This is a genomic window from Arthrobacter sp. NPDC058127, assembly GCF_042884555.1.
Classification (GTDB): domain Bacteria; phylum Actinomycetota; class Actinomycetes; order Actinomycetales; family Micrococcaceae; genus Arthrobacter.
The window spans coordinates 523,168-541,196 of sequence record NZ_JBHVTT010000002.1; the positions used below are offsets into that span (position 1 = coordinate 523,168).

General features: G+C 62.7%; 15 protein-coding genes. 11 read left to right on the forward strand and 4 right to left on the reverse strand.

Annotated features, from left to right (window positions below; all coding sequences use genetic code 11):
- Positions 1–526: 526 nt before the first annotated feature.
- Positions 527–967, reverse strand: a complete 441-nt coding sequence (locus ACFVTG_RS05830) for a VOC family protein (RefSeq protein ID WP_390278844.1) — start codon at positions 965–967, stop codon at positions 527–529.
- Positions 968–1,151: 184 nt separating this feature from the next.
- Between ACFVTG_RS05830 and ACFVTG_RS05835 the strand changes: the two genes are divergently transcribed.
- The 3 genes from ACFVTG_RS05835 (at position 1,152) to ACFVTG_RS05845 (ending at position 4,298) form a co-directional block, all read left to right on the forward strand.
- The gene (locus ACFVTG_RS05835; protein ID WP_390278846.1) at positions 1,152–2,288 is read left to right on the forward strand and encodes an App1 family protein; all 1,137 of its coding nucleotides are present in this window, start codon (positions 1,152–1,154) and stop codon (positions 2,286–2,288) included.
- Positions 2,289–2,437: 149 nt separating this feature from the next.
- Entirely contained in the window at positions 2,438–3,526 is a 1,089-nt protein-coding gene (locus tag ACFVTG_RS05840; RefSeq protein WP_390278849.1) for an IS630 family transposase, read from the forward strand.
- A 127-nt stretch (positions 3,527–3,653) separates the two neighbouring features.
- Positions 3,654–4,298, forward strand: coding sequence for an NADPH-dependent F420 reductase (locus ACFVTG_RS05845; RefSeq protein ID WP_390278851.1), 645 nt, complete (start codon positions 3,654–3,656; stop codon positions 4,296–4,298).
- Positions 4,299–4,382: 84 nt separating this feature from the next.
- Here ACFVTG_RS05845 and ACFVTG_RS05850 read toward each other — a convergent pair whose 3' ends face one another.
- From ACFVTG_RS05850 to ACFVTG_RS05860, 3 genes are all read right to left on the reverse strand, one after another.
- Positions 4,383–5,828, reverse strand: a complete 1,446-nt coding sequence (locus ACFVTG_RS05850) for an SLC13 family permease (protein WP_284751712.1) — start codon at positions 5,826–5,828, stop codon at positions 4,383–4,385.
- 62 nt (positions 5,829–5,890) lie between these two features.
- Positions 5,891–6,454, reverse strand: a complete 564-nt coding sequence (locus ACFVTG_RS05855; RefSeq protein WP_390278853.1) for a gluconokinase — start codon at positions 6,452–6,454, stop codon at positions 5,891–5,893.
- A 96-nt stretch (positions 6,455–6,550) separates the two neighbouring features.
- Positions 6,551–7,822 (reverse strand): MFS transporter, encoded by a 1,272-nt coding sequence (locus ACFVTG_RS05860; protein WP_390278855.1) that lies wholly within the window; start codon positions 7,820–7,822, stop codon positions 6,551–6,553.
- Between the two features lie 224 nt (positions 7,823–8,046).
- Between ACFVTG_RS05860 and ACFVTG_RS05865 the strand changes: the two genes are divergently transcribed.
- The 8 genes from ACFVTG_RS05865 (at position 8,047) to uidB (ending at position 17,944) form a co-directional block, all read left to right on the forward strand.
- Entirely contained in the window at positions 8,047–8,892 is an 846-nt protein-coding gene (locus ACFVTG_RS05865) for a sugar phosphate isomerase/epimerase family protein (protein ID WP_390278857.1), read from the forward strand.
- A gap of 42 nt (positions 8,893–8,934) precedes the next feature.
- The gene (locus ACFVTG_RS05870; protein WP_390278859.1) at positions 8,935–9,942 is read left to right on the forward strand and encodes a Gfo/Idh/MocA family protein; all 1,008 of its coding nucleotides are present in this window, start codon (positions 8,935–8,937) and stop codon (positions 9,940–9,942) included.
- Positions 9,943–9,981: 39 nt separating this feature from the next.
- Positions 9,982–10,842, forward strand: coding sequence for a sugar phosphate isomerase/epimerase family protein (locus ACFVTG_RS05875; RefSeq protein ID WP_390278861.1), 861 nt, complete (start codon positions 9,982–9,984; stop codon positions 10,840–10,842).
- Positions 10,843–10,866: 24 nt separating this feature from the next.
- Positions 10,867–12,033, forward strand: coding sequence for a Gfo/Idh/MocA family protein (locus ACFVTG_RS05880; protein ID WP_390278863.1), 1,167 nt, complete (start codon positions 10,867–10,869; stop codon positions 12,031–12,033).
- Between the two features lie 114 nt (positions 12,034–12,147).
- The gene (locus ACFVTG_RS05885) at positions 12,148–13,194 is read left to right on the forward strand and encodes a LacI family DNA-binding transcriptional regulator (RefSeq protein ID WP_390278865.1); all 1,047 of its coding nucleotides are present in this window, start codon (positions 12,148–12,150) and stop codon (positions 13,192–13,194) included.
- A gap of 89 nt (positions 13,195–13,283) precedes the next feature.
- Positions 13,284–14,690, forward strand: coding sequence for a glucuronate isomerase (gene uxaC / locus ACFVTG_RS05890; RefSeq protein ID WP_284751685.1), 1,407 nt, complete (start codon positions 13,284–13,286; stop codon positions 14,688–14,690).
- Positions 14,691–14,776: 86 nt separating this feature from the next.
- A complete protein-coding gene (locus tag ACFVTG_RS05895; protein ID WP_390278952.1) occupies positions 14,777–16,099 on the forward strand; it encodes a mannitol dehydrogenase family protein in 1,323 nt (440 codons plus the stop codon).
- Positions 16,100–16,498: 399 nt separating this feature from the next.
- Positions 16,499–17,944, forward strand: coding sequence for a glucuronide transporter (gene uidB / locus ACFVTG_RS05900; protein ID WP_390278867.1), 1,446 nt, complete (start codon positions 16,499–16,501; stop codon positions 17,942–17,944).
- Positions 17,945–18,029: the final 85 nt, after the last annotated feature.

Here is an 18,029-nt window from a genome sequence, read left to right on the forward strand (position 1 = left end):
TGGCGGCGACGGCGCCGCCCATGGCGACGAAACCGATAACCAGGCATCCCGCAAATGCCGCGAGGCCCATCTTGCGGCCCGGGAGATGGGCCCAGGACCGCCGTCCGGTGACCATAGTGTACAAGGCCGTGACGAGGAGGAAAACGAAAAGGAGCAGAACCCATACAGCGGGGGCGCCTGTTGTAAAGGTCAAAATAACCATCAGCAGTGTAGCGGCCAAGCCCACTTGGGTGGAGCGGCCAAGAGATCGGATGGTTTTCAAATTATCCCCCAAATTATGTGAGAGCCAGGCATAGGCCGCTCGCGATTGATAAGTCCACTTATTAGTACAGGACAAAAGTGGCATTTGGAATGCATGAAACGAAATTGCCCCGTCATGTCTCTCGACGGCCCGCCCTCCATGAAGTCGTGAGCCCACGCAGATTGAGCACGATCGTTGGGGCGGCAATTCTCCTGGCAGGTGATCAGGCATTGGCCCGATCTGGCGCCCGGAGGCCGTGTGCCGTGGAAGGATCCGCGCTCCGCGTCAGCTCACCCGCTCAGCCAGGGACACGATGATTCCCTCTGGACCGCGCACGTACGCCATACGCCAGGCTCCCTCATACTGGCCGATGCCACCGACCAGTCCGTATCCCTCCGCAGCCAGCCGGTCGACGTGCGCCTGAAGATCATCGACTTCGAAGGACAAACTGCGCAGTCCGAGTTCGTTGGCCATCGCGGCGGGCGATCCCGGCACCGGATCTGGCCGGACGAAGCTGGATAGCTCCACCCCTGTTCCTCCGTCAGGCGTCCGCAACATGACGATCTCCGTACGGGAATCAGGGATCGCTATGACAGTGTCGATGAAGTCGCCCTCCACGAATGTCCGGCCCTCGATCTCAAGCCCGAGTCCAACGAAGAACGCCGTCACGTGGTCGAGGTCCTGAACGGTGACACCGACGTGGTCGAACCGCATGATGCGCGACATAAAAAAGCCCCCAGGTGTTCGTTGCACGGCCCAGGACGGAGCCTACCGCGGACTTTACGGCGGATTCATCACGGGAGAAAGACTCCTGGGCGTACTGAGGGTCGTGCATATGGTGCTGCACCTGAGTGCCGTTCGCAGACGGCCTTAGGAACCGGTCATCTTCTGCCCATGTCAGACTGAACCCATGTGTCCCCGTTCCGTGAAGCCATCTACCCCGTCCGACAGTCGAGAAGGCGGGAGCCCGACGCCGACGAGCAGCGCCGGCCGCCATCTCGCCCTGAGACTCGACGATGCCTGGCTCAGGTTCCAGACGCGTCTCGCGATCCGGCGCGGCCGCGTGGAGACCGTCATCCCTTATACCGGTTACGGCACCACTTCCTGGGTCCGGGTGTTGGCGCGCGTTGTCCGTAGCGATCTTCGGGACACCGGGAGCGGTGCTCAGGAATGTGCGCTCAAACCGTTGCAGGATGGCATGCGCGGCTGGCGCAACTTCACGAGTGCGCCCGTGGCACACGCCGCCGTGCGCGTGACCATCGCAGGCACCGTCCATGACGTCGAAGCCGACCGTGGAGGTGTGGTTGACGCGCGTCTCCCGGTAGCCCTCGACGCCGGCTGGCATACAATCTCCGTACAATCCGGGCGATCCAGGATCGTGGAGGCCCCAGTGCAGATCGTCGGAGACGACACAGACTTCGGTGTCGTCTCCGACATCGACGACACCGTGATGGTCACGGCGCTGCCCCGCCCGTTCCTTGCCGCCTGGAACACCTTCGTGCTCGACGAACACGCGAGGACCCCGACGCCGGGCATGGCTGTGCTGTACGAGCGGATCGTGAGGACGGCGCCGTCGGCGCCCGTGGTGTACTTGTCGACCGGAGCGTGGAACGTCGCTCCGACGCTGTCGCGCTTCCTGTCCCGCAATTTGTATCCCGCCGGTCCCAAGCTCCTGACCGACTGGGGTCCCACCCCCGACCGTTGGTTCCGCAGCGGCCAGGAGCACAAGAGGACCTCTCTGGAACGTCTCGCAGCGGAGTTCCCCGGCGTCAAGTGGCTGCTGGTTGGCGACGACGGACAGCACGACGAGGCGATCTACGCCGAGTTCGCCCAATGCCATCCGCAGAACGTCAGGGCCATCGCGATCCGTCAGCTCTCGGTGGGCGAAGCGGTGCTCGCAGGCGGGCGGTCGAAGTCCGCAGCTCAGCCCACCCCTGGGATCCCTTGGATCTACTCTCCGGACGGTGCGGGGATGTCGGCCCAGCTCGAGCAGTTGGGCATCATCCGGCGCAGCGTCCGGTCCGCTGGCGTGCCGGAAACCTCGTAGGGCTGCGGCCGACCGACGTCGGGAACCGCCCCGGCAGTACTCAATAGCATCTCCGGGCCTCCTGTATTTTTGCGCCGACAAGCGCCCTATGTTGCCCGCTAGTGGTGTGTCTCCAAAATAGCGTTGTGGTGTCCTGTTAAGCTTGGGATATGACGAATCCGGCTCCGGCATTGGTGGTTTCTGATGGTCAACGTGCGGCATTGGAGGTTCTTTCGAAATCGCAGACGGCGTCCCATCGCGAGGTTCAACGGGCGCAGGTCTTGTTGATGGCCGCCGAGGGGTTGGCCAATGAGTCGATTGCCAAGGTCGCCGGGACGAGCCCGGGGACGGTGAGGTCATGGCGGGCCCGGTTCGAGGAAGAGGGCCTGGCCCACCTGGGCGAGGTGCGTTCCGGCCGGGGCCGCAAGCCGGTGATTCCGCAGTCCAAGATCGATGAGATCGTTGATCTGACGCGTAATTCCAGGCCCGCAGGGCAGGCGCACTGGTCGGTTCGGACCATGGCAGCGAGGGTCGGGGTGTCCCCGGCGCAGGTGCAGCGGATCTGGGCAGCCAGGGGCTTGAAGCCGCATCGGGTGGATACCTTCAAGCTCTCCAACGATCCGCGTTTTGAGGAAAAACTCATTGATGTCGTCGGTCTGTATCTGAACCCGCCGGAGAAGGCGATCGTGCTGTGCATGGATGAGAAATCCTCGATCCAGGCCCTGGACCGCACGCAGCCGTCCCTGCCGATGACAAAGGGCCGGGCGGAAACGATGACGCATGACTACAAGCGCAACGGCACGACCACCTTGTTCGCGGCCCTGGACGTGGCGACCGGAAAAGTGATCGGCTCGTGCCTGCCCAAGCACCGCCACGAAGAATTCCTGGTGTTCCTGAAGACCATCAACAAGGAAGTCCCGCAGGGCCTGGATGTCCACCTGATTCTGGACAATTACGCCACGCACAAGCACCCGGACGTGAAGGCGTGGCTGGCGAGGAACCCCCGGTTCCAGCTGCATTTCACCCCGACCTCGTCCTCTTGGCTGAACCTCGTCGAGCGCTGGTTCCGCGAACTGACGGACAAGGCCTTGCGCCGCGGAGCGTTCCATTCCGTGCCGGATCTGATCAGCAAGATCGAAAGGTATCTCGCAGCTCACAACACCGAACCCAAACCACTGGTCTGGACCGCGACCGCAGACTCCATCCTCAAGAAAGTAGCCCGCGGCCGCGTCGCCCTCGAAACCATCAAACAAAACTGAGACACACCACTAGTAGCAGGTCGTACCATCAGAACAGGGCACTCTGGCGTAGCGGGGGAGCTTGCCCAATCTCACGACAAATAGACCACTAGGCCAAGGGGTCTTTCACCATAATCTGGAGGTTGACGTGACAACTGCAATCATTGGAATCGGTAACATCGGGTCCAGTGTCGCCCGCCATCTTGTTCAGGGCGGCGAGCCTGTCGTCTTGGCGGCCCGCGATGAATCCCATGCTGAATCGTTGGCCGCCGAGCTCGGCGCGTTGGCGAGTTCGGCGAGCGTCGTCGATGCCGTGTCACAGGCTGATGCTGTCCTGATGGCCGTCTGGCTCGACACTGAGAAGGAACTCATCTCCCAATTGTCAGAGGCGCTGGTCGGCAAAGTGGTAATCGACCCGACCAACCCGATCGGACCTGATGGCCACGGCGGCTATACCACTACGCTGCCGGAGGGCCAATCAGCAGCCTCGATCGTGGCAGATCTGCTCCCTGCGGGTGCTCACTTCGTGAAGGCCTTCGGCACGCTGGGCGCCGACGCCCTAGCCTCGGCAGCCAACCGGCCATCCGAGCGGGCAGTTCTGTTTTACTCAACCGACGACGACGCGGCGGCCGAAACGGTGGAGAGGCTCATTCGTATCGCTGGTTTCGATCCGGTCAAAGCCGGAGGAATCGAGGCTGCCGGCAGGCTAGAGCTCATGCGAGGGGACCTTCACCAGAATGGCGGGCTTGGTGGAAGGCTTCTGAATGCCGACGAGGCGCGTGCCGCGCTCTAGCGCCGATCGCGGCAGCTGACGCCGTGAAGGCCCTCCGAGCTGCGGAAACGCAGGATTGGAGGGCCTTCGTCTTGCCGGTCCTAACTAGACGAAAACGGATAGCAGCAGCGTGAATCCGAATCCGACGAGGGAAATTATGGTTTCCATGACTGACCAGGTCTTGATCGTTTGCCCCACTGTCAGTCCGAAGTATTCTTTGACCAGCCAGAAGCCCGCGTCGTTCACATGGGAGAAGAATAGCGATCCGGCACCAATGGCGAGCACAACCAGGGCTAGCTGAGCCGGCGACAAACCGGTTGCCAGGGGTGCGATAATTCCGGCGGCCGTGACCGTAGCAACAGTCGCCGAGCCGGTGGCGAGGCGAATCAGTACTGCGATGATCCAGCCCAGTACCAGGGCCGACAGGCTGGCAGCTACCGCGATCTTGGCGATCGCGGTTCCGGTACCGCCGTCGACGAGTACTTGTTTGAAGCCGCCGCCCGCGCCGACGATCAGCATCACCCCGACAATCGGCAACAGGCTCTCGCCGATCTTCTTCGTCAGGATGGAGGCGGAGAAACCGACCCGTGTACCGAAGGTCACCATTGCCAGAAGCACCGCCACGAGCAGCGCAAAGACCGGATCGCCGATGAAGTCCAGCAAGGGCCGGAGCGGTGCGCTCTTGTCCATCCAAATGTCTGCCCCGGCTTTGATCAGCATGAGCACCAACGGCGACAGCAGGGTCACCAGGGTCCAGCCAAAGGACGGGCTGCGAGTCGCTTGCGGATCTTGGGCCTTGCCTACGGGTGCGTCGCCGCGCGAACTTGCGGCTTTTGCGCCGGGGCCTTGCGACCTGGCCGGCTCGGCGCTATCGCCGGCTCCAACGGTAACGGCGAGGCCAGCACCTGCGGCTCCGATCGGCACGATCCGTGCGGCGAGACGGCCAAAGAGGGGACCTGCGATGATGACGGTCGGAATGGCTATGAGCAGTCCAAACGCGAGGGTCACACCCACATTGGCGTGCAGGATGCCGATCGCGGCCAACGGGCCCGGGTGTGGCGGGATGAACCCGTGGAGCACCGACAAGCCGGCCAAAGCCGGAATGCCAAGACGCATTGCCGGGCCCTTGGAACGGTGCACGGCCAGCATCACAACGGGTATGAGTAGCACGAGCCCGATCTCGAAAAACATGGGGATGCCGATAATGCCGGCGATGAGCGCCATCTTCCAAGGCAGCGTTGCAGGCCGGCCATGGAGAAGCGTGTCCACGATCTTGTCTGCGCCGCCGGAATCAGCCAACAGCTTGCCCAGCATGGCTCCCAACGCGATGAGCACACCGACGTAGCCCAGCACGCCGCCGACCCCGTTTTCGTAGGAGGTGGTCACCTTGTCCAAGGCGATACCCGAGGCGATGCCGACGAAGAGGGCGCCGATGCTCAACGCCAGGAAAGCATGCATCTTTGCCCAGACGATCAGCAAGACGACGATCGCGATGCCGACGGCGGCCACCACAAGTACTTGGGTATCGTGGGCGGTCCATGGCTGATGCATCGCGTCCGTGGTGGCGTCTGTGGCTACCCCGGCGAGGGGCCTGCTGAGGATGGAGATTCCGTTCATGGTTCTCGTCCTGTTCCGCTCGGCCGCAGGCCGAACTTGTCCATGATTTGTTGGGCAATCACTCCTGGAGCCGGACCAACGTCGATCCGGATTCCGGGCTCACCCGGGGACAGTTCCTCAAGGTCCGCGAACTGACTCCCCAACATACTGGCGGGCATGAAATGGCCGTGGCGTTCGGCCAGCCGTGCGCTGATAGTCTCGGGCGTCCCGGACAGAAAAACGAAGACGACGCCTGAACCTCGGCGATTAATAATGTTTCGATAAGACCGTTTGAGCGCCGAACAAGTGATGACGCCGTTTTCCCCATGATCCAGCCTCTGGTCGACCCACTCGGCAACCTTCTCCAGCCAGGGATATCTGTCCTCATCCGTGAGCGGATGTCCAGCTGCCATCTTGTCGATGTTTGTTTGGGGATGCAAGGCATCGCCTTCTTCGAAGGGCCAGCCAAGCCGCCCTGCAAGGAGGGCGGCAACCGTGGACTTTCCGGAGCCGGAAACGCCCATGACAACCAGCACAACCGGTTTGGCCAGAGTGGGTGTCGCCAGGTCAAGAGGGTCCATGGAGCCCATCTTGGCAGCACGTTGGCCCCTGTGCCATAGCGGATCGCAGCGGATCTCTTGGCGGCCAGGCCCCGGGAGCGCCGGCCTGACGACGGCTCATTCGCGGCGCTGTTCGATCTCGGACAGGAGCGGCAATTCCCGAACGGCAGCGGAGGCGGCAATCCAACAGGCTGAAATCACGACGCCGGAACTCGCCACGGCGAGTACGGCACCGGTCGGAAGGAACAGGGCTAGAACACCGGCCACAGCTGCGCCTATCGGGTCGATACCCCACGTGAGGACCCTGCTGGCGGAAGAGAATCTTCCGAGGGCTTCGTGGGGAATAAGAAGCTGTTTGAGTGTTTCGGTTCCGGTGATGTTGACCATCACGCAAGACGCCCAGAAACCGAGCGAAAGTCCGAGGAGAAGTACGTTCGCGACGATGTGTCCAGGCGTGAGTAAGAGCATGCCGAGGCCTGCGAGAGCTGGGAGCATGAAAGTTGCCATGAGTGCCTGAACCGGCCGAAATCCATCCCATACCCGCGGCGCGATCAGCATGGAGAGTAGGCCGATGATTCCTCCGGGTGCTCCGGCGATTCCGATCTCGGCCGGTGTCATTGATCCACTCCGCAGTGCATGCGTGACATAGACCGACTGGATCGCCGTGGTGAATAGGTTGAAATGGGCAATCGACAAGGTGACTGGCCACATCACGCGATCCCGGACGAGAATTGCGAATCCTGAACCCAGCGACAAGAAACAATTCCTGAAAGTGAATGTTTCCGACGCCTGCCGATCTTCCCGGATCTGGCCAATCGCCAGCGCTGACACTAGATACGTGACCGCATCCGAAATAAAGAGGGCCACAGGTGAGAGTAGCTGCGGGAGTATTCCGGCCGTCGCTCCAGCACCAATGTCGCCAGCGGATCTGATTCCCGCGACCCAGGTGTTCGCCGTCGTCAGCTTGGAACGATGGGCGACACTCGGGAGGAGAGCTGCAAAGGCGCTGTCGTAGAGCCCGGTCAGTCCAGACACAAGGAAGGCCGCAATCACGAGGGCGAGCAGTGACAGGTTTCCCGTGAGGAACAGAACGGCCATCGCGCTGAGGACCAGTGCTCGAAGTCCCGACATCAGGGACATGAACCGCGTCCTGCACACCTTGTCGGTCCAGGGTCCCAAAAGCCCGAGACAGAACACGGTTCCCAATCCTGCTGCCGTGTTTATCCACGCAACGTCCGATGCGGATGAGTCAAGGAGTTGGAGCGCCCCGATGGGAATCGCGAACAGGGTGAGCTGGCTTCCGAAGAACGATACCGCTTCGCTCCACCACAGCGTGCTGAAGTCGCGATTCCAGAGCCTCGCGGAGCTGCGAGCTATTTGATCAGTCATGAGGGTCCCCGTCCGTGTTTGAGAGGATACGGACGTCGCCCCTGCAAAACAAACCAGTCGACCCGATTTCTAGTTCGCGGGGCGCGCCATGATTGTTGCCAATATTTGGCAATCGGTTGTCAAGCTGTGTCAATCTGGCTAGACTCGAGGCGAACGCATGCCCGCGAACTACGATTTGGCGCCATTTGCCGCCGTGCGGGCGAACGGATCCAAAGGAGATTTCCGTGACTGAAACCAATGCCGTGTGGAGCCTGTCCGGTTTCGGCGACGAAGTAGATCCCGATCCCGTGGTCCAGGCAGCCGTCCTGCTGGCCCTCGGTGCCAGCCATATCGAAGTGCGCAGCGCGTGGGGCACTAATGTCTCCGAACTCGAGCCGGAAACGGTCGAGCGCCTCAAAGCCATCTTGGACGAGAAGGGCCTGAAGGTTTCCGCGGTCGCGAGTCCGATCGGCAAGGTCGACGTCAGTATTCCCGTGGAACATGAGCTCGCGCGGTTGCGCCAGATTGTTTCTGTGGCCAAGGGGCTCGACACCAAATACATCCGCATCTTCTCCTTCTACCGAGCCGAAGGGCAGAGCCCGGAAGATATCCGCGACTCAGTCATGGAGCGCATGACCGCACTTACGAACGAGGCGGCCGCGTCCGGCGTCGTCCTCCTGCACGAAAACGAAAAGGGCATCTACGGCGACACGCCCGAGCGCGTCCTCGACATCATGGAGACTGTCGATTCACCCGCGCTGCGCGTTGCGTGGGACACCGCCAACTTTGTCCAGGTGGGCGTCAAGCCGTACACGGAGGGCTACGCCGTGCTGCGCCCCTACCTGGAGTATTTCCAAGTCAAGGATGCTGTCAGCGGGACGGGTGAAGTGGTGCCCGCAGGGGAAGGCGACGGGGAGTTGGACGCCACCATCGCCGCGCTCAAGGCCGATGGCTTTGCCGGTTTCGCATCGCTGGAACCGCACCTTGCAAGCACCCACGAGCTGGGCGGATTCTCCGGACCCGTCGCCTTCGGCGCTGCAGCGCGGGCCTTTGCGGCACTCGCAGCCAAGAACGGTGTTGCCCTCGCCTGAGGGCCTGTAGGTTCAAAGGAAAACATCTTTCGAGGGAGAAGAATGCCTACAGCAGCAGTCATCGGTTGCGGCGATGTATCGAGCGTGCACTTCGGTGCAATCGCCAAAATGGACGACGTTGAACTCGTGGCGGTCTGCGACACCGACGCCGGTCGTCTCCAGGCGGCAACGGCCGCCTACGGCGTGCCGGGTTACGCGGACTACCTGGAGATGCTCGAATCGGTGAGGCCCGACGTCGTGCATATCTGCACTCCGCACCACCTGCATGCCTCGCTGGCTGCGGACTGTCTTGGGCGCGGCGTCAGCGTGATCGTCGAGAAGCCCCTCGCCCACACCCTTGAAGAGGGGCGGCGGCTGGTCGAGGCGGCTGAACGGAGCACCGCGAAGATCGCTGTATGTTTCCAGAACCGCTACAACGCGACGTCGCAGGCCATGCGGAGGTTGCTCGACGACGGCGGGCTGGGCCAGGTTCTCGGCGCCTCGGCAACCGTGATGTGGCACCGGACGGCCGAGTACTACCGTGACAGGCCGTGGCGCGGCACCTGGGCCGAAGGAGGCGGCGGCCTCATGATGAACCAGGCCATCCACACGGTGGACCTGCTCCAGTGGCTCGTAGGTGACGTGACCAAGGTGGAGGGTCACGCCTCCACGCGCTCGCTGGGCGGCGTGATCGAGGTGGAGGATACGGCGGAATTCATCGCCGGGCACGCCAATGGTGCCACCAGCGTCTTCTACGCCACCCTGGCGAACGCCACCAACGCACCGGTGACGCTGGATATCGTGACCGAAAAGGCCACGCTAAGCCTCCGGGGCGACCTCATTGTCAGCTACACCGACGGCACTGTGGAAACCATCGCGGAACGGGCCGTGGAATCGGGTGGGCGCGCGTATTGGGGCGTATCCCACGAACTCCTGATCAAGGACTTCTATGCCAAGCTCGGGGATCCTGCTCCCTTCTGGATCAGCCCCGCGGAAGCCGAAAAATCACTCAGGATCGTCAAAGACATCTACGCCCAAAGCTACCCGGAAATTTCCGGGCAAGTGGGCTAACCACGCGGCCCTTGGGGCCCGGAACTAACGGAGGACAAAGTGGCCAAAATTGGCGTGCAGGCAATGATGCTGAAGGGCGGTTTTGCCGAAGCCGGGGCGTTTGAAACGCTCCGCAAGGTCAGCGCCATCGGGTACAACGCCGTCGAGATTTCCCAGATCCCGATGACACCGGAAAACGTTGACGAACTGGACCGCTCCCGGAGCGAACTGGGCATGGACATCGCGGCGCTTTCGGTCGCCATGGAGACGCCCAAAGGCATGCCGGGGGACTCCCTCAGGGACCACTTCGACAAGATCGTTGACGACGCAAAGCGACTTGACACCCACCTCCTGCGGATCGGCATGATGCCGTTCCCCGCCATGAAATCGATCGACGCCGCGGTGGACTTCGCGAAGCAAGCCAACGAATACGCTGAACGCCTCCGTGAACACGGCATCGGACTGTATTACCACAACCACCACATCGAGTTCGCGAAGTTCGACGGCAAATACATGCTGGATATCATTGCCGAAAACTCCCCGGCCATGGGCATGGAAATCGACGTGCACTGGGTGCAGCGCGGCGGATTCGACCCCGTCCGGACCCTCGCCAAATACGCCGGACGCACGGCCATGGTGCACCTGAAGGACTACCGGATCGGACAGTTGCCCGAAGAATCCTTCGGGCTCCTGGAATCGGGGGACATCGCGGGTTTCATGGCCGAGTTCAAGAACGTGGTCCAGTTCGCCGAAGTAGGGGAAGGCAACCTGGACTTCCCGTCCATCATTCCCGCAGCCCAGGCCGCCGGCGCGGAGTACTTGCTCGTGGAGCAGGACGAGCTCTATGGCCGCACGGTGTGGGAAGCGCTGCAGACTTCCTACGACAACCTGGTGGCCATGGGCCATGCAGACCTCTTCTAATCCCACAAAGACGGAGATCCACTCATGAGCAATAAAGTACGCCTTGGCATCATCGGCCTGGGCCAGCAGGGCGGCACGTACGCCAAGTTCATCATTGACGGATTGGTTCCGAACATGGTGATCGGCGCCATCTGCGACACCGATCCTGCAAAGAAGGAACTGGCGGCGACCCAGTATCCTGATGCGCCTTTCTATGACGACTACATCGCCATGCTTGAAAGCGGCGACGTCGACGCGATCGTCACGTGCGTGCCCCACTACCTGCACCCGGAAATGGGCATCGAATCGCTCAAGCGCAACATCCACGCCCTCGTGGAGAAGCCCGCCGGTGTCTACACCAAGCAGGTCAAGGAGCTCAATGAGTTCGCGGCCTCCAAGCCTGAGCTTTCCTTCGGCATCATGTTCAACCAGCGCAACAACCCTCTCTACAAGAAGCTCAAGGAGATCGTAGACAACGGCGAGATCGGCAGCATCCGCCGCACCAATTGGATCATCACCAACTGGTGGCGTCCGCAGGGCTATTACAACTCCAGCGAATGGCGCGCGACGTGGGGCGGCGAAGGCGGCGGCGTACTGGTCAACCAGGCACCCCACCAGCTCGATCTGTGGCAGTGGATCTGCGGCGTGCCGAAGTCCGTCTACTCCAAGGTGGCGTACGGATTCCGGCGGGACATCGCCGTGGAAGACGAGGTCACCGCCGTCGTGGACTACGGCAACGGTGCAACCGGTGTCTTTGTCACGGCGACGCACGACCTTGTGGGCACGGACCGCTTCGAGATCCTGGGCGACCAGGGCAAGATCGTGGTGGAAAACAGCAAGACCGCGACAGTCACCCGCCTCGTCAAGCCCGAGCGCGAACTCAGCGACGGCATGGACATGGACGATGTCCGCAAGCTCTTCATGGGCGAATTGAAAGCCGAGGACTACTACACCACCGAGGTGATCGAGTTCGAGTCGGCCTGGGGTGGCCAGCACGCAGGAGTTTTGGAGAACTTCGCGGCCAACATCCTGGACGGCACTCCGTTGTTGGCTCCCGGATCGGACGGCATCAAAGGCGTCCGCCTGGCCAACGCCATCCACCTGTCAAGCTGGACCGGCAGGGAAGTCCCCCTGGACTTCGACGAGGAGGAGTACATGCGCGAGCTCAATAAGCGCATCAGCGAAGAAGGCAAGTTCGCCGAACGCTCCTAGTCGGCAGGGCACTCAAGCAGGGCGCTTAAGCAGGGCGCTTAAGCAGGGCGGTCGCCGGCCGAATGGTTGGCAACCGTCCTGCTTTTTGTTGCCATACCAGATTACGATGGAGCCGTGACTGAAGCGACGAATTCCGGAGCAGCAACTTTCCCCGCCAAGCGTGGACGCGGGGAGAGATCCTCGCCCACCATTTACGACATCGCGAAGCTGGCGGGAGTCAACCCATCTACGGTTTCGCGCGCGCTGAGCAAACCGGGCAGGGTCAGTGCCAAGACCCAGAAGATCATCGAGGATGCCGCCGAGCAGCTGAACTACCAGGTGAACCCCTTCGCCCGGGCACTTCCCACCGGCCGTACCCAGACGATTGGACTGATCGTCGCGGATATCACCAACCCGACCTTCTTCGACATCATCCGCGGTGCGGAAACCACGGGGTCCGCCCGGGACTACACCCTGGTGCTGGCCGAGTCCGCAGAGTCCCCTGAAACCGAACTCATTGCGGCCCGCAGGATGTTGAGCACGGTGGATGGCCTCATTCTGGCGAGCCCCCGCATGGACGACGAAAAGATCCGGGTCTTGGCTGCGGACAAACCGGTGGTCGTGATCAATCGCGAAATAGAGGGAGTGCCGTGCGTGGTCCCGGACGTCAACAAGGGGATCAGCCAGGCCGTGCGGAGCCTTGCGGCCAACGGCCACCAGCAGCTTGCTTACGTTGCGGGGCCGCCGCAGTCCTGGATGTCGCGCCGCCGCTGGGAAGGCGTCCAAGCCGCCTGCGACTGGTACAAATTGGAGGCGCTCCGCTTGGAATCGTCCAAGCCGACCGTCGACGGCGGCCGCCAAATAGCGCGCGACGTCCTGGCGAGCGGTGCGACGGCGGTGATCACCTACAACGATCTCCTCGCCATAGGCCTCATGCAGGAGCTGCAGGCCGCCGGCGTGCACGTTCCGGACCAGATCAGCATCGTGGGCTTCGACGACATCTTCGGGGCAGACTTCACGACGCCGGCGCTCACCACTGTGAGGTCGCCGTTAGGGGAGTGCGGTTCCCGCGCCGCCAGCCTGCTGCTGGACATGTTGCTCGGCAATGATGGGCCCGAGGGAGCCGTCCGCGTGGACACGGAGCTCGTGGTGCGCGGCTCCAGCGGACGGCTGATCGCCTAGTTTCAAGCGACTATCCAATGCAGATGCAACGAGATGGCAATAGTTGGCAACCGGTTGACAGACTGCTCCTTCCGGCTGAAAATTGAGCTATGTCACAGTCGATCGCAGCCAATCCTGACCGGCTCCTGCCCGCGGATCCGGGGACGCGCAGCATTGCGCGCTCCCTTCTGGAGCGCGTCCAGGACCTGCCCATCATCTCTCCGCACGGCCACGTTGACGCCGCCGTCATCGAGCAGAACACCCCGTTCCCCGATCCGGCCGCGCTCCTGGTCAGCCCGGACCACTACGTCACCAGGCTGATCCACGCCAGCGGAGTCCCCATGGACAAGCTGCTCTCGGGAGGTGCCAACGCGTCCGAATCGCGGGAGATCTGGCGGACATTCGTCCAGGCGTGGCCCCTCTTCGAAGGCACGGCGTCCGGGTACTGGCTGCGCACGCAGTTCGACAGCGTGTTCAAGCTCGGCGCGGACCTTGGCGAGATGTCCGCAGATGCCAGCTATGACGCCATTGCCGCCAAGCTCGTGGAGCCCGATTTCCGTCCCCGCCAGCTCTTCAAGGACTTCAACATCGAGGTCCTGGCCACCACGGACGATCCCCTGGACAGTCTCGCCAGCCACAAGGCGATCGCCGAGGACCCCTCCTTCAACGGCCGCGTGCTGCCGACCTTCCGTCCGGATGCCTACCTGAACATCGCGCACCCGGCATGGAGTGCCAACGTCGAGCGGCTTGTCGATTCCGCCGCCGACGGCGCTAGCGGCTACACCGGCTACATCAAAGCCCTGGAAAACCGCCGTCGTTATTTCGTGGACCACGGCGCGGTCTCCGCGGACCACGGCGTCCTCACCCCGGCAACGCTCAAGCTTGAGCGGAGCGAAGCCGAGCGGATCTTCGAGCTTGCGCGCGCAGGCAAGGCCACGGCCGAGGACCGCAATACCTTCGAAGCCCACATGATGTACCAGATGGCAAGGATGTCCGTCGAAGACGGCCTGGTCATGACCATCCACCCGGGTTCCTTCCGCAACCACCACCAGCCCACCTTCGACGCCTACGGCGCGGACACCGGCCACGACATACCATTCGCCACCAACTACACCGAAGCCATCCGCCCCCTGCTCCAGGACTTCGGCACGGCAAAGGACTTCCACTTGGTGCTGTTCACCTTGGACGAGACCGTGTTCTCGCGCGAACTGGCTCCGCTGGCAGGGTTCTACCCCTCCGTGTACCTCGGCGCTCCGTGGTGGTTCCTCGATGCACCGGACGCCATGCTCCGCTTCCGCTCCGCTGTCACCGAGACCACCGGCTTCTCGCGGTCCTCGGGCTTCATCGACGACACCCGCGCGTTCTGCTCCATCCCGGCCCGGCACGACGCCTCCCGCCGGATCGAAGCATCCTTCCTCGCCCGCCTCGTCGCCGAGCATCGGGTCAGCGAAGACCGCGCCCACGAAATCATCGTCGACGTCGTCGACTCCTCGCCCCGGAGGGTCTTCAAGCTGTGAGCAACGAACCCGGGCAAAGCGCGGATCTTCCCCGCTTGAGCCGTGCCATCAGGCCCATCGACAGAGCCCCGGTGCGCATTGTGCACATGGGACTGGGGGCCTTCCACCGCTCCCATCAGGCGTGGTACACCCAGCATGCAGGTGACGCATCGGAATGGGGCATCGCCTCCTTCACGGGCCGCCGCCCGGATGCCGCAGAGGTCCTGGCCGCCCAGGACGGCTTGTACACCGTGGTGGAGCGTTCGGACGCCGGTGATTCCTTCGAAGTCATCGGCAGCATTGTCGAGGCTGTCGATGGTGCCGACGTCGAGCGTTTTGTCGAGCTTGTCGCCGCGCCGCTGACGTCGCTCATCACGCTTACCATCACCGAAGCCGCCTACCGGCTTGGGGCCGACGGCAAGCTGGACAGCCAAGCGCCCGACGTCGTCGCGGACCTCGCCGTGCTCGCTGACCGTTCTGCTTCCGGCAAGCCGACGACGCCGCTGGGCCGCCTGGTGGTGGGCCTCGCCGCGCGCCGCGACGCCGACGCCGGCCCACTCGCCGTCGTCTGCTGCGACAATCTCTCCAACAACGGGACCGTCGCCAGAAGCGCCGTGATGGGGATGGCCAAGGCGTTCGACGCCGGGCTCGCCGCCTGGATCGACGCCAACGTCAGATTTGTCAGTACTTCCGTTGACCGCATCACCCCGCGCACCACGGACGCCGACATCGACGCCGTCGCTTCCGCCTGCGGATACCGCGACGAATCACCCGTGGTCGCCGAGCCCTTCCGCAACTGGGTCCTCAGCGGGGACTTCCCCGCCGGACGCCCGCACTGGGAAGACGCTGGTGCCCTCTTCGTGGACGAGATCGAGCCGTACGAGAACCGCAAACTGTGGCTCCTCAACGGCGCCCACTCGCTCCTGGCCTATGCCGGCCAGTTGCGCGGCCACAAGACCGTGGCCGAAGCCCTCGCTGACGATTTCTGCCGTCGGGCCGTCGAGGACTTCTGGGACGAGGCCGCCTCCAGTCTGCACGGTGGGGACTTGCGCATCCCTGAGTATCGCGCGGCCCTCCTGGAACGCTTCGGGAATTCCCGGATCGCCCACCACCTGGCCCAGATAGCCATGGATGGCAGCACCAAGCTGCGCATGCGAGCACTGCCTGTGCTCCGCGCCGAGCGCGCCGCAGGCCGCAGCGGTCGAGCGGCTGCGCGGATGATCGCGGCCTGGTCTGCCTACACTGCCACGGCAACCAGCCTCCAGGACCCGCAGGCGGCGGAAATCGCCGCCGCGAACCTCCTTACGGGCCGTGCACGGCTCGAGGCCCTGCTCCGCCTCGTGGATCCGGACTTGGTTTCCGACGCGGCGATCGTGGACCTCGTTGAGGGCTTGGCCGAGTCCTTCGCGGCTGCCGGCAACCTCAGCTAATCCGCCAGGTACTTTCGACGGCGCCCGTTGCCTTCCACGTGAAGGCGACGGGCGCCGTCGTCGGTCCGGATATGTGAGCGAGCGTTGGCCGGACAAACGCCATATGTGAGCGGGCGTTTGGAAGGACCGACGCTCGCTCAGATATGTGGCACTTTCCCCGAACGCTCGCTCAGGTATTGGGCACTTTCCCCGAACGCTCGCTCACTTCTTCTGAGCGATCGTTGAAACTTCCCTGATGTTGGAAAGTTCTATGGAAACATTTGGCAACCGCTTGCCGATTGGTTGCCATGGTGATTAGAATTACATCAAGCTTCAACTATTTCAGGCCTGGTTCGGCCGAAGCCTTTCGATCATCGCAAGCCGGAACGTGGGGTACCGGCAAGGGTAAAGGAGCCCGCAATGAATAAGCTCAGCAAACTCAGCATCCTAGGCTATGGGGCTGGCGACGCCGCCAACAACCTTGCCTTCACTACTGCCACCATGTTCCTGCTCGTCTACTACACCGACGTCGCGGGCATATCCGCTGCGGCCGCCGGGACCCTGTTGCTTACGGTCAGGATCTTCGACGCTTTCGCCGACGTCTTCGCCGGACGATTGGTTGATCGCGCATACAGCAAGCGCTTCGGAAAATTCCGGCCATTCATCATGTTCGGCTCCATCCCGTTGCTGCTCCTGAGCGTCGCAGCCTTCTCCATTCCGCAGATCGGCGAAACGGGGATGTTGCTCTACGCCTACCTGACCTACGCGGCCCTGGGCCTGGCCTACTCGCTGGTGAACATCCCATACGGTTCGCTGGCCGGCGCGATGACCCAAGAGCCGGGGGAGCGGGCCAAGCTGGGCTCCGCCCGCATGGTTGGCGCACTTTTGGTCAGTTCCGCGTTGGGCATCTTCGTAGCTCCACTGATCAAGCCAGGCGCCAACCTGCAGTCCATTTTCACTATCATCACCCTGGTCTTCGTCGTGATCGGCGCAGCGCTGTACTTCTTCACGTTCCTGACCGCCAAGGAGCGGGTCCACCGTGCAGTACCCAAGGTTTCCTTCAAGCAGAGCATGGCGACGCTCAAGACAAACCGTCCCCTGCTCATGCTGTGCCTTAGCTCCTTCCTCTTCCTGACCGGCTATATGGCGCTGTCTTCGGTGCAGCTGTACTACTTGCGCGACGTCCTCGGCCGGCTGGATCTCTACGCGGTCCTCTCCATCGTCCAACTGGTGGTGACGTTTGCCCTTGCTCCGCTCATGCCAAGGCTGGTCCGAAACTTCGGCAAGAAGACCATCTACGTGGCTGCCGGTTTCCTCGCCATCATCGGTGGCGCAATCGTCTTCTTCGCTCCGGCCACCATGGTCTGGGTTGGATTCTCGGGTCTGCTCTTGAGCATGCTTGGCGTCATGGCCGTCAACATCGTGGTGTGGGCCTTGGAAGCAGACACCGTGGAATACGGCGAATGGAAAACCGGTGTCCGGACTGAAGGCATCACCTATGCCTTGTTCTCCTTCACCCGCAAGACCGGCCAAGCCGTCGGCGGAGCTCTTGCTGCCTACGCGCTCGCGGCAGGGGGCTACAAGTCCGGAACTACGCACAGTGCCGAATCGCTGCAGGCCATCCAGTTTGCCGCAGGTGCACTGCCCGCCATCATGACCGTCCTCGCAATCGTCGTCATGGCCAAGTACAAGCTGACCGACGCGTTCCATGCCCAGATCCTGGGCGAGATCAAGGCCCGTCGCGCCTTGGAAGGCTCCGGCGCGGGGCCATTTAGCGCGGAGGGCGCCGCCGCGACCCTCGCAGCGGTTTCCGACTCGGAAACCGCCGCGGAAACTGCTGGACCGGGAAAAATCTCCACGAAATAGCATTGCAACCGGTTGCCAATATTTGTCATCCATCCTAAGATCGTCTTTACCCGCCCTGTGGTGCACGTCGCATCCGGGCCAGGCC

What these genes read in the sequence shown, in the direction of transcription:
- ACFVTG_RS05850 (WP_284751712.1), bottom strand. Translation starts at nt 5,828, where the DNA reads ATGCATCAGCCATGGACCGCCCACGATACCCAAGTACTTGTGGTGGCC.
- ACFVTG_RS05840 (WP_390278849.1), top strand. Translation starts at nt 2,438, where the DNA reads ATGACGAATCCGGCTCCGGCATTGGTGGTTTCTGATGGTCAACGTGCG.
- ACFVTG_RS05895 (WP_390278952.1), top strand. Translation starts at nt 14,777, where the DNA reads ATGGGACTGGGGGCCTTCCACCGCTCCCATCAGGCGTGGTACACCCAG.
- ACFVTG_RS05830 (WP_390278844.1), bottom strand. Translation starts at nt 967, where the DNA reads ATGTCGCGCATCATGCGGTTCGACCACGTCGGTGTCACCGTTCAGGAC.
- ACFVTG_RS05855 (WP_390278853.1), bottom strand. Translation starts at nt 6,454, where the DNA reads ATGGACCCTCTTGACCTGGCGACACCCACTCTGGCCAAACCGGTTGTG.
- ACFVTG_RS05870 (WP_390278859.1), top strand. Translation starts at nt 8,935, where the DNA reads ATGCCTACAGCAGCAGTCATCGGTTGCGGCGATGTATCGAGCGTGCAC.
- uxaC (WP_284751685.1), top strand. Translation starts at nt 13,284, where the DNA reads ATGTCACAGTCGATCGCAGCCAATCCTGACCGGCTCCTGCCCGCGGAT.
- uidB (WP_390278867.1), top strand. Translation starts at nt 16,499, where the DNA reads ATGAATAAGCTCAGCAAACTCAGCATCCTAGGCTATGGGGCTGGCGAC.
- ACFVTG_RS05880 (WP_390278863.1), top strand. Translation starts at nt 10,867, where the DNA reads ATGAGCAATAAAGTACGCCTTGGCATCATCGGCCTGGGCCAGCAGGGC.
- ACFVTG_RS05835 (WP_390278846.1), top strand. Translation starts at nt 1,152, where the DNA reads ATGTGTCCCCGTTCCGTGAAGCCATCTACCCCGTCCGACAGTCGAGAA.
- ACFVTG_RS05860 (WP_390278855.1), bottom strand. Translation starts at nt 7,822, where the DNA reads ATGACTGATCAAATAGCTCGCAGCTCCGCGAGGCTCTGGAATCGCGAC.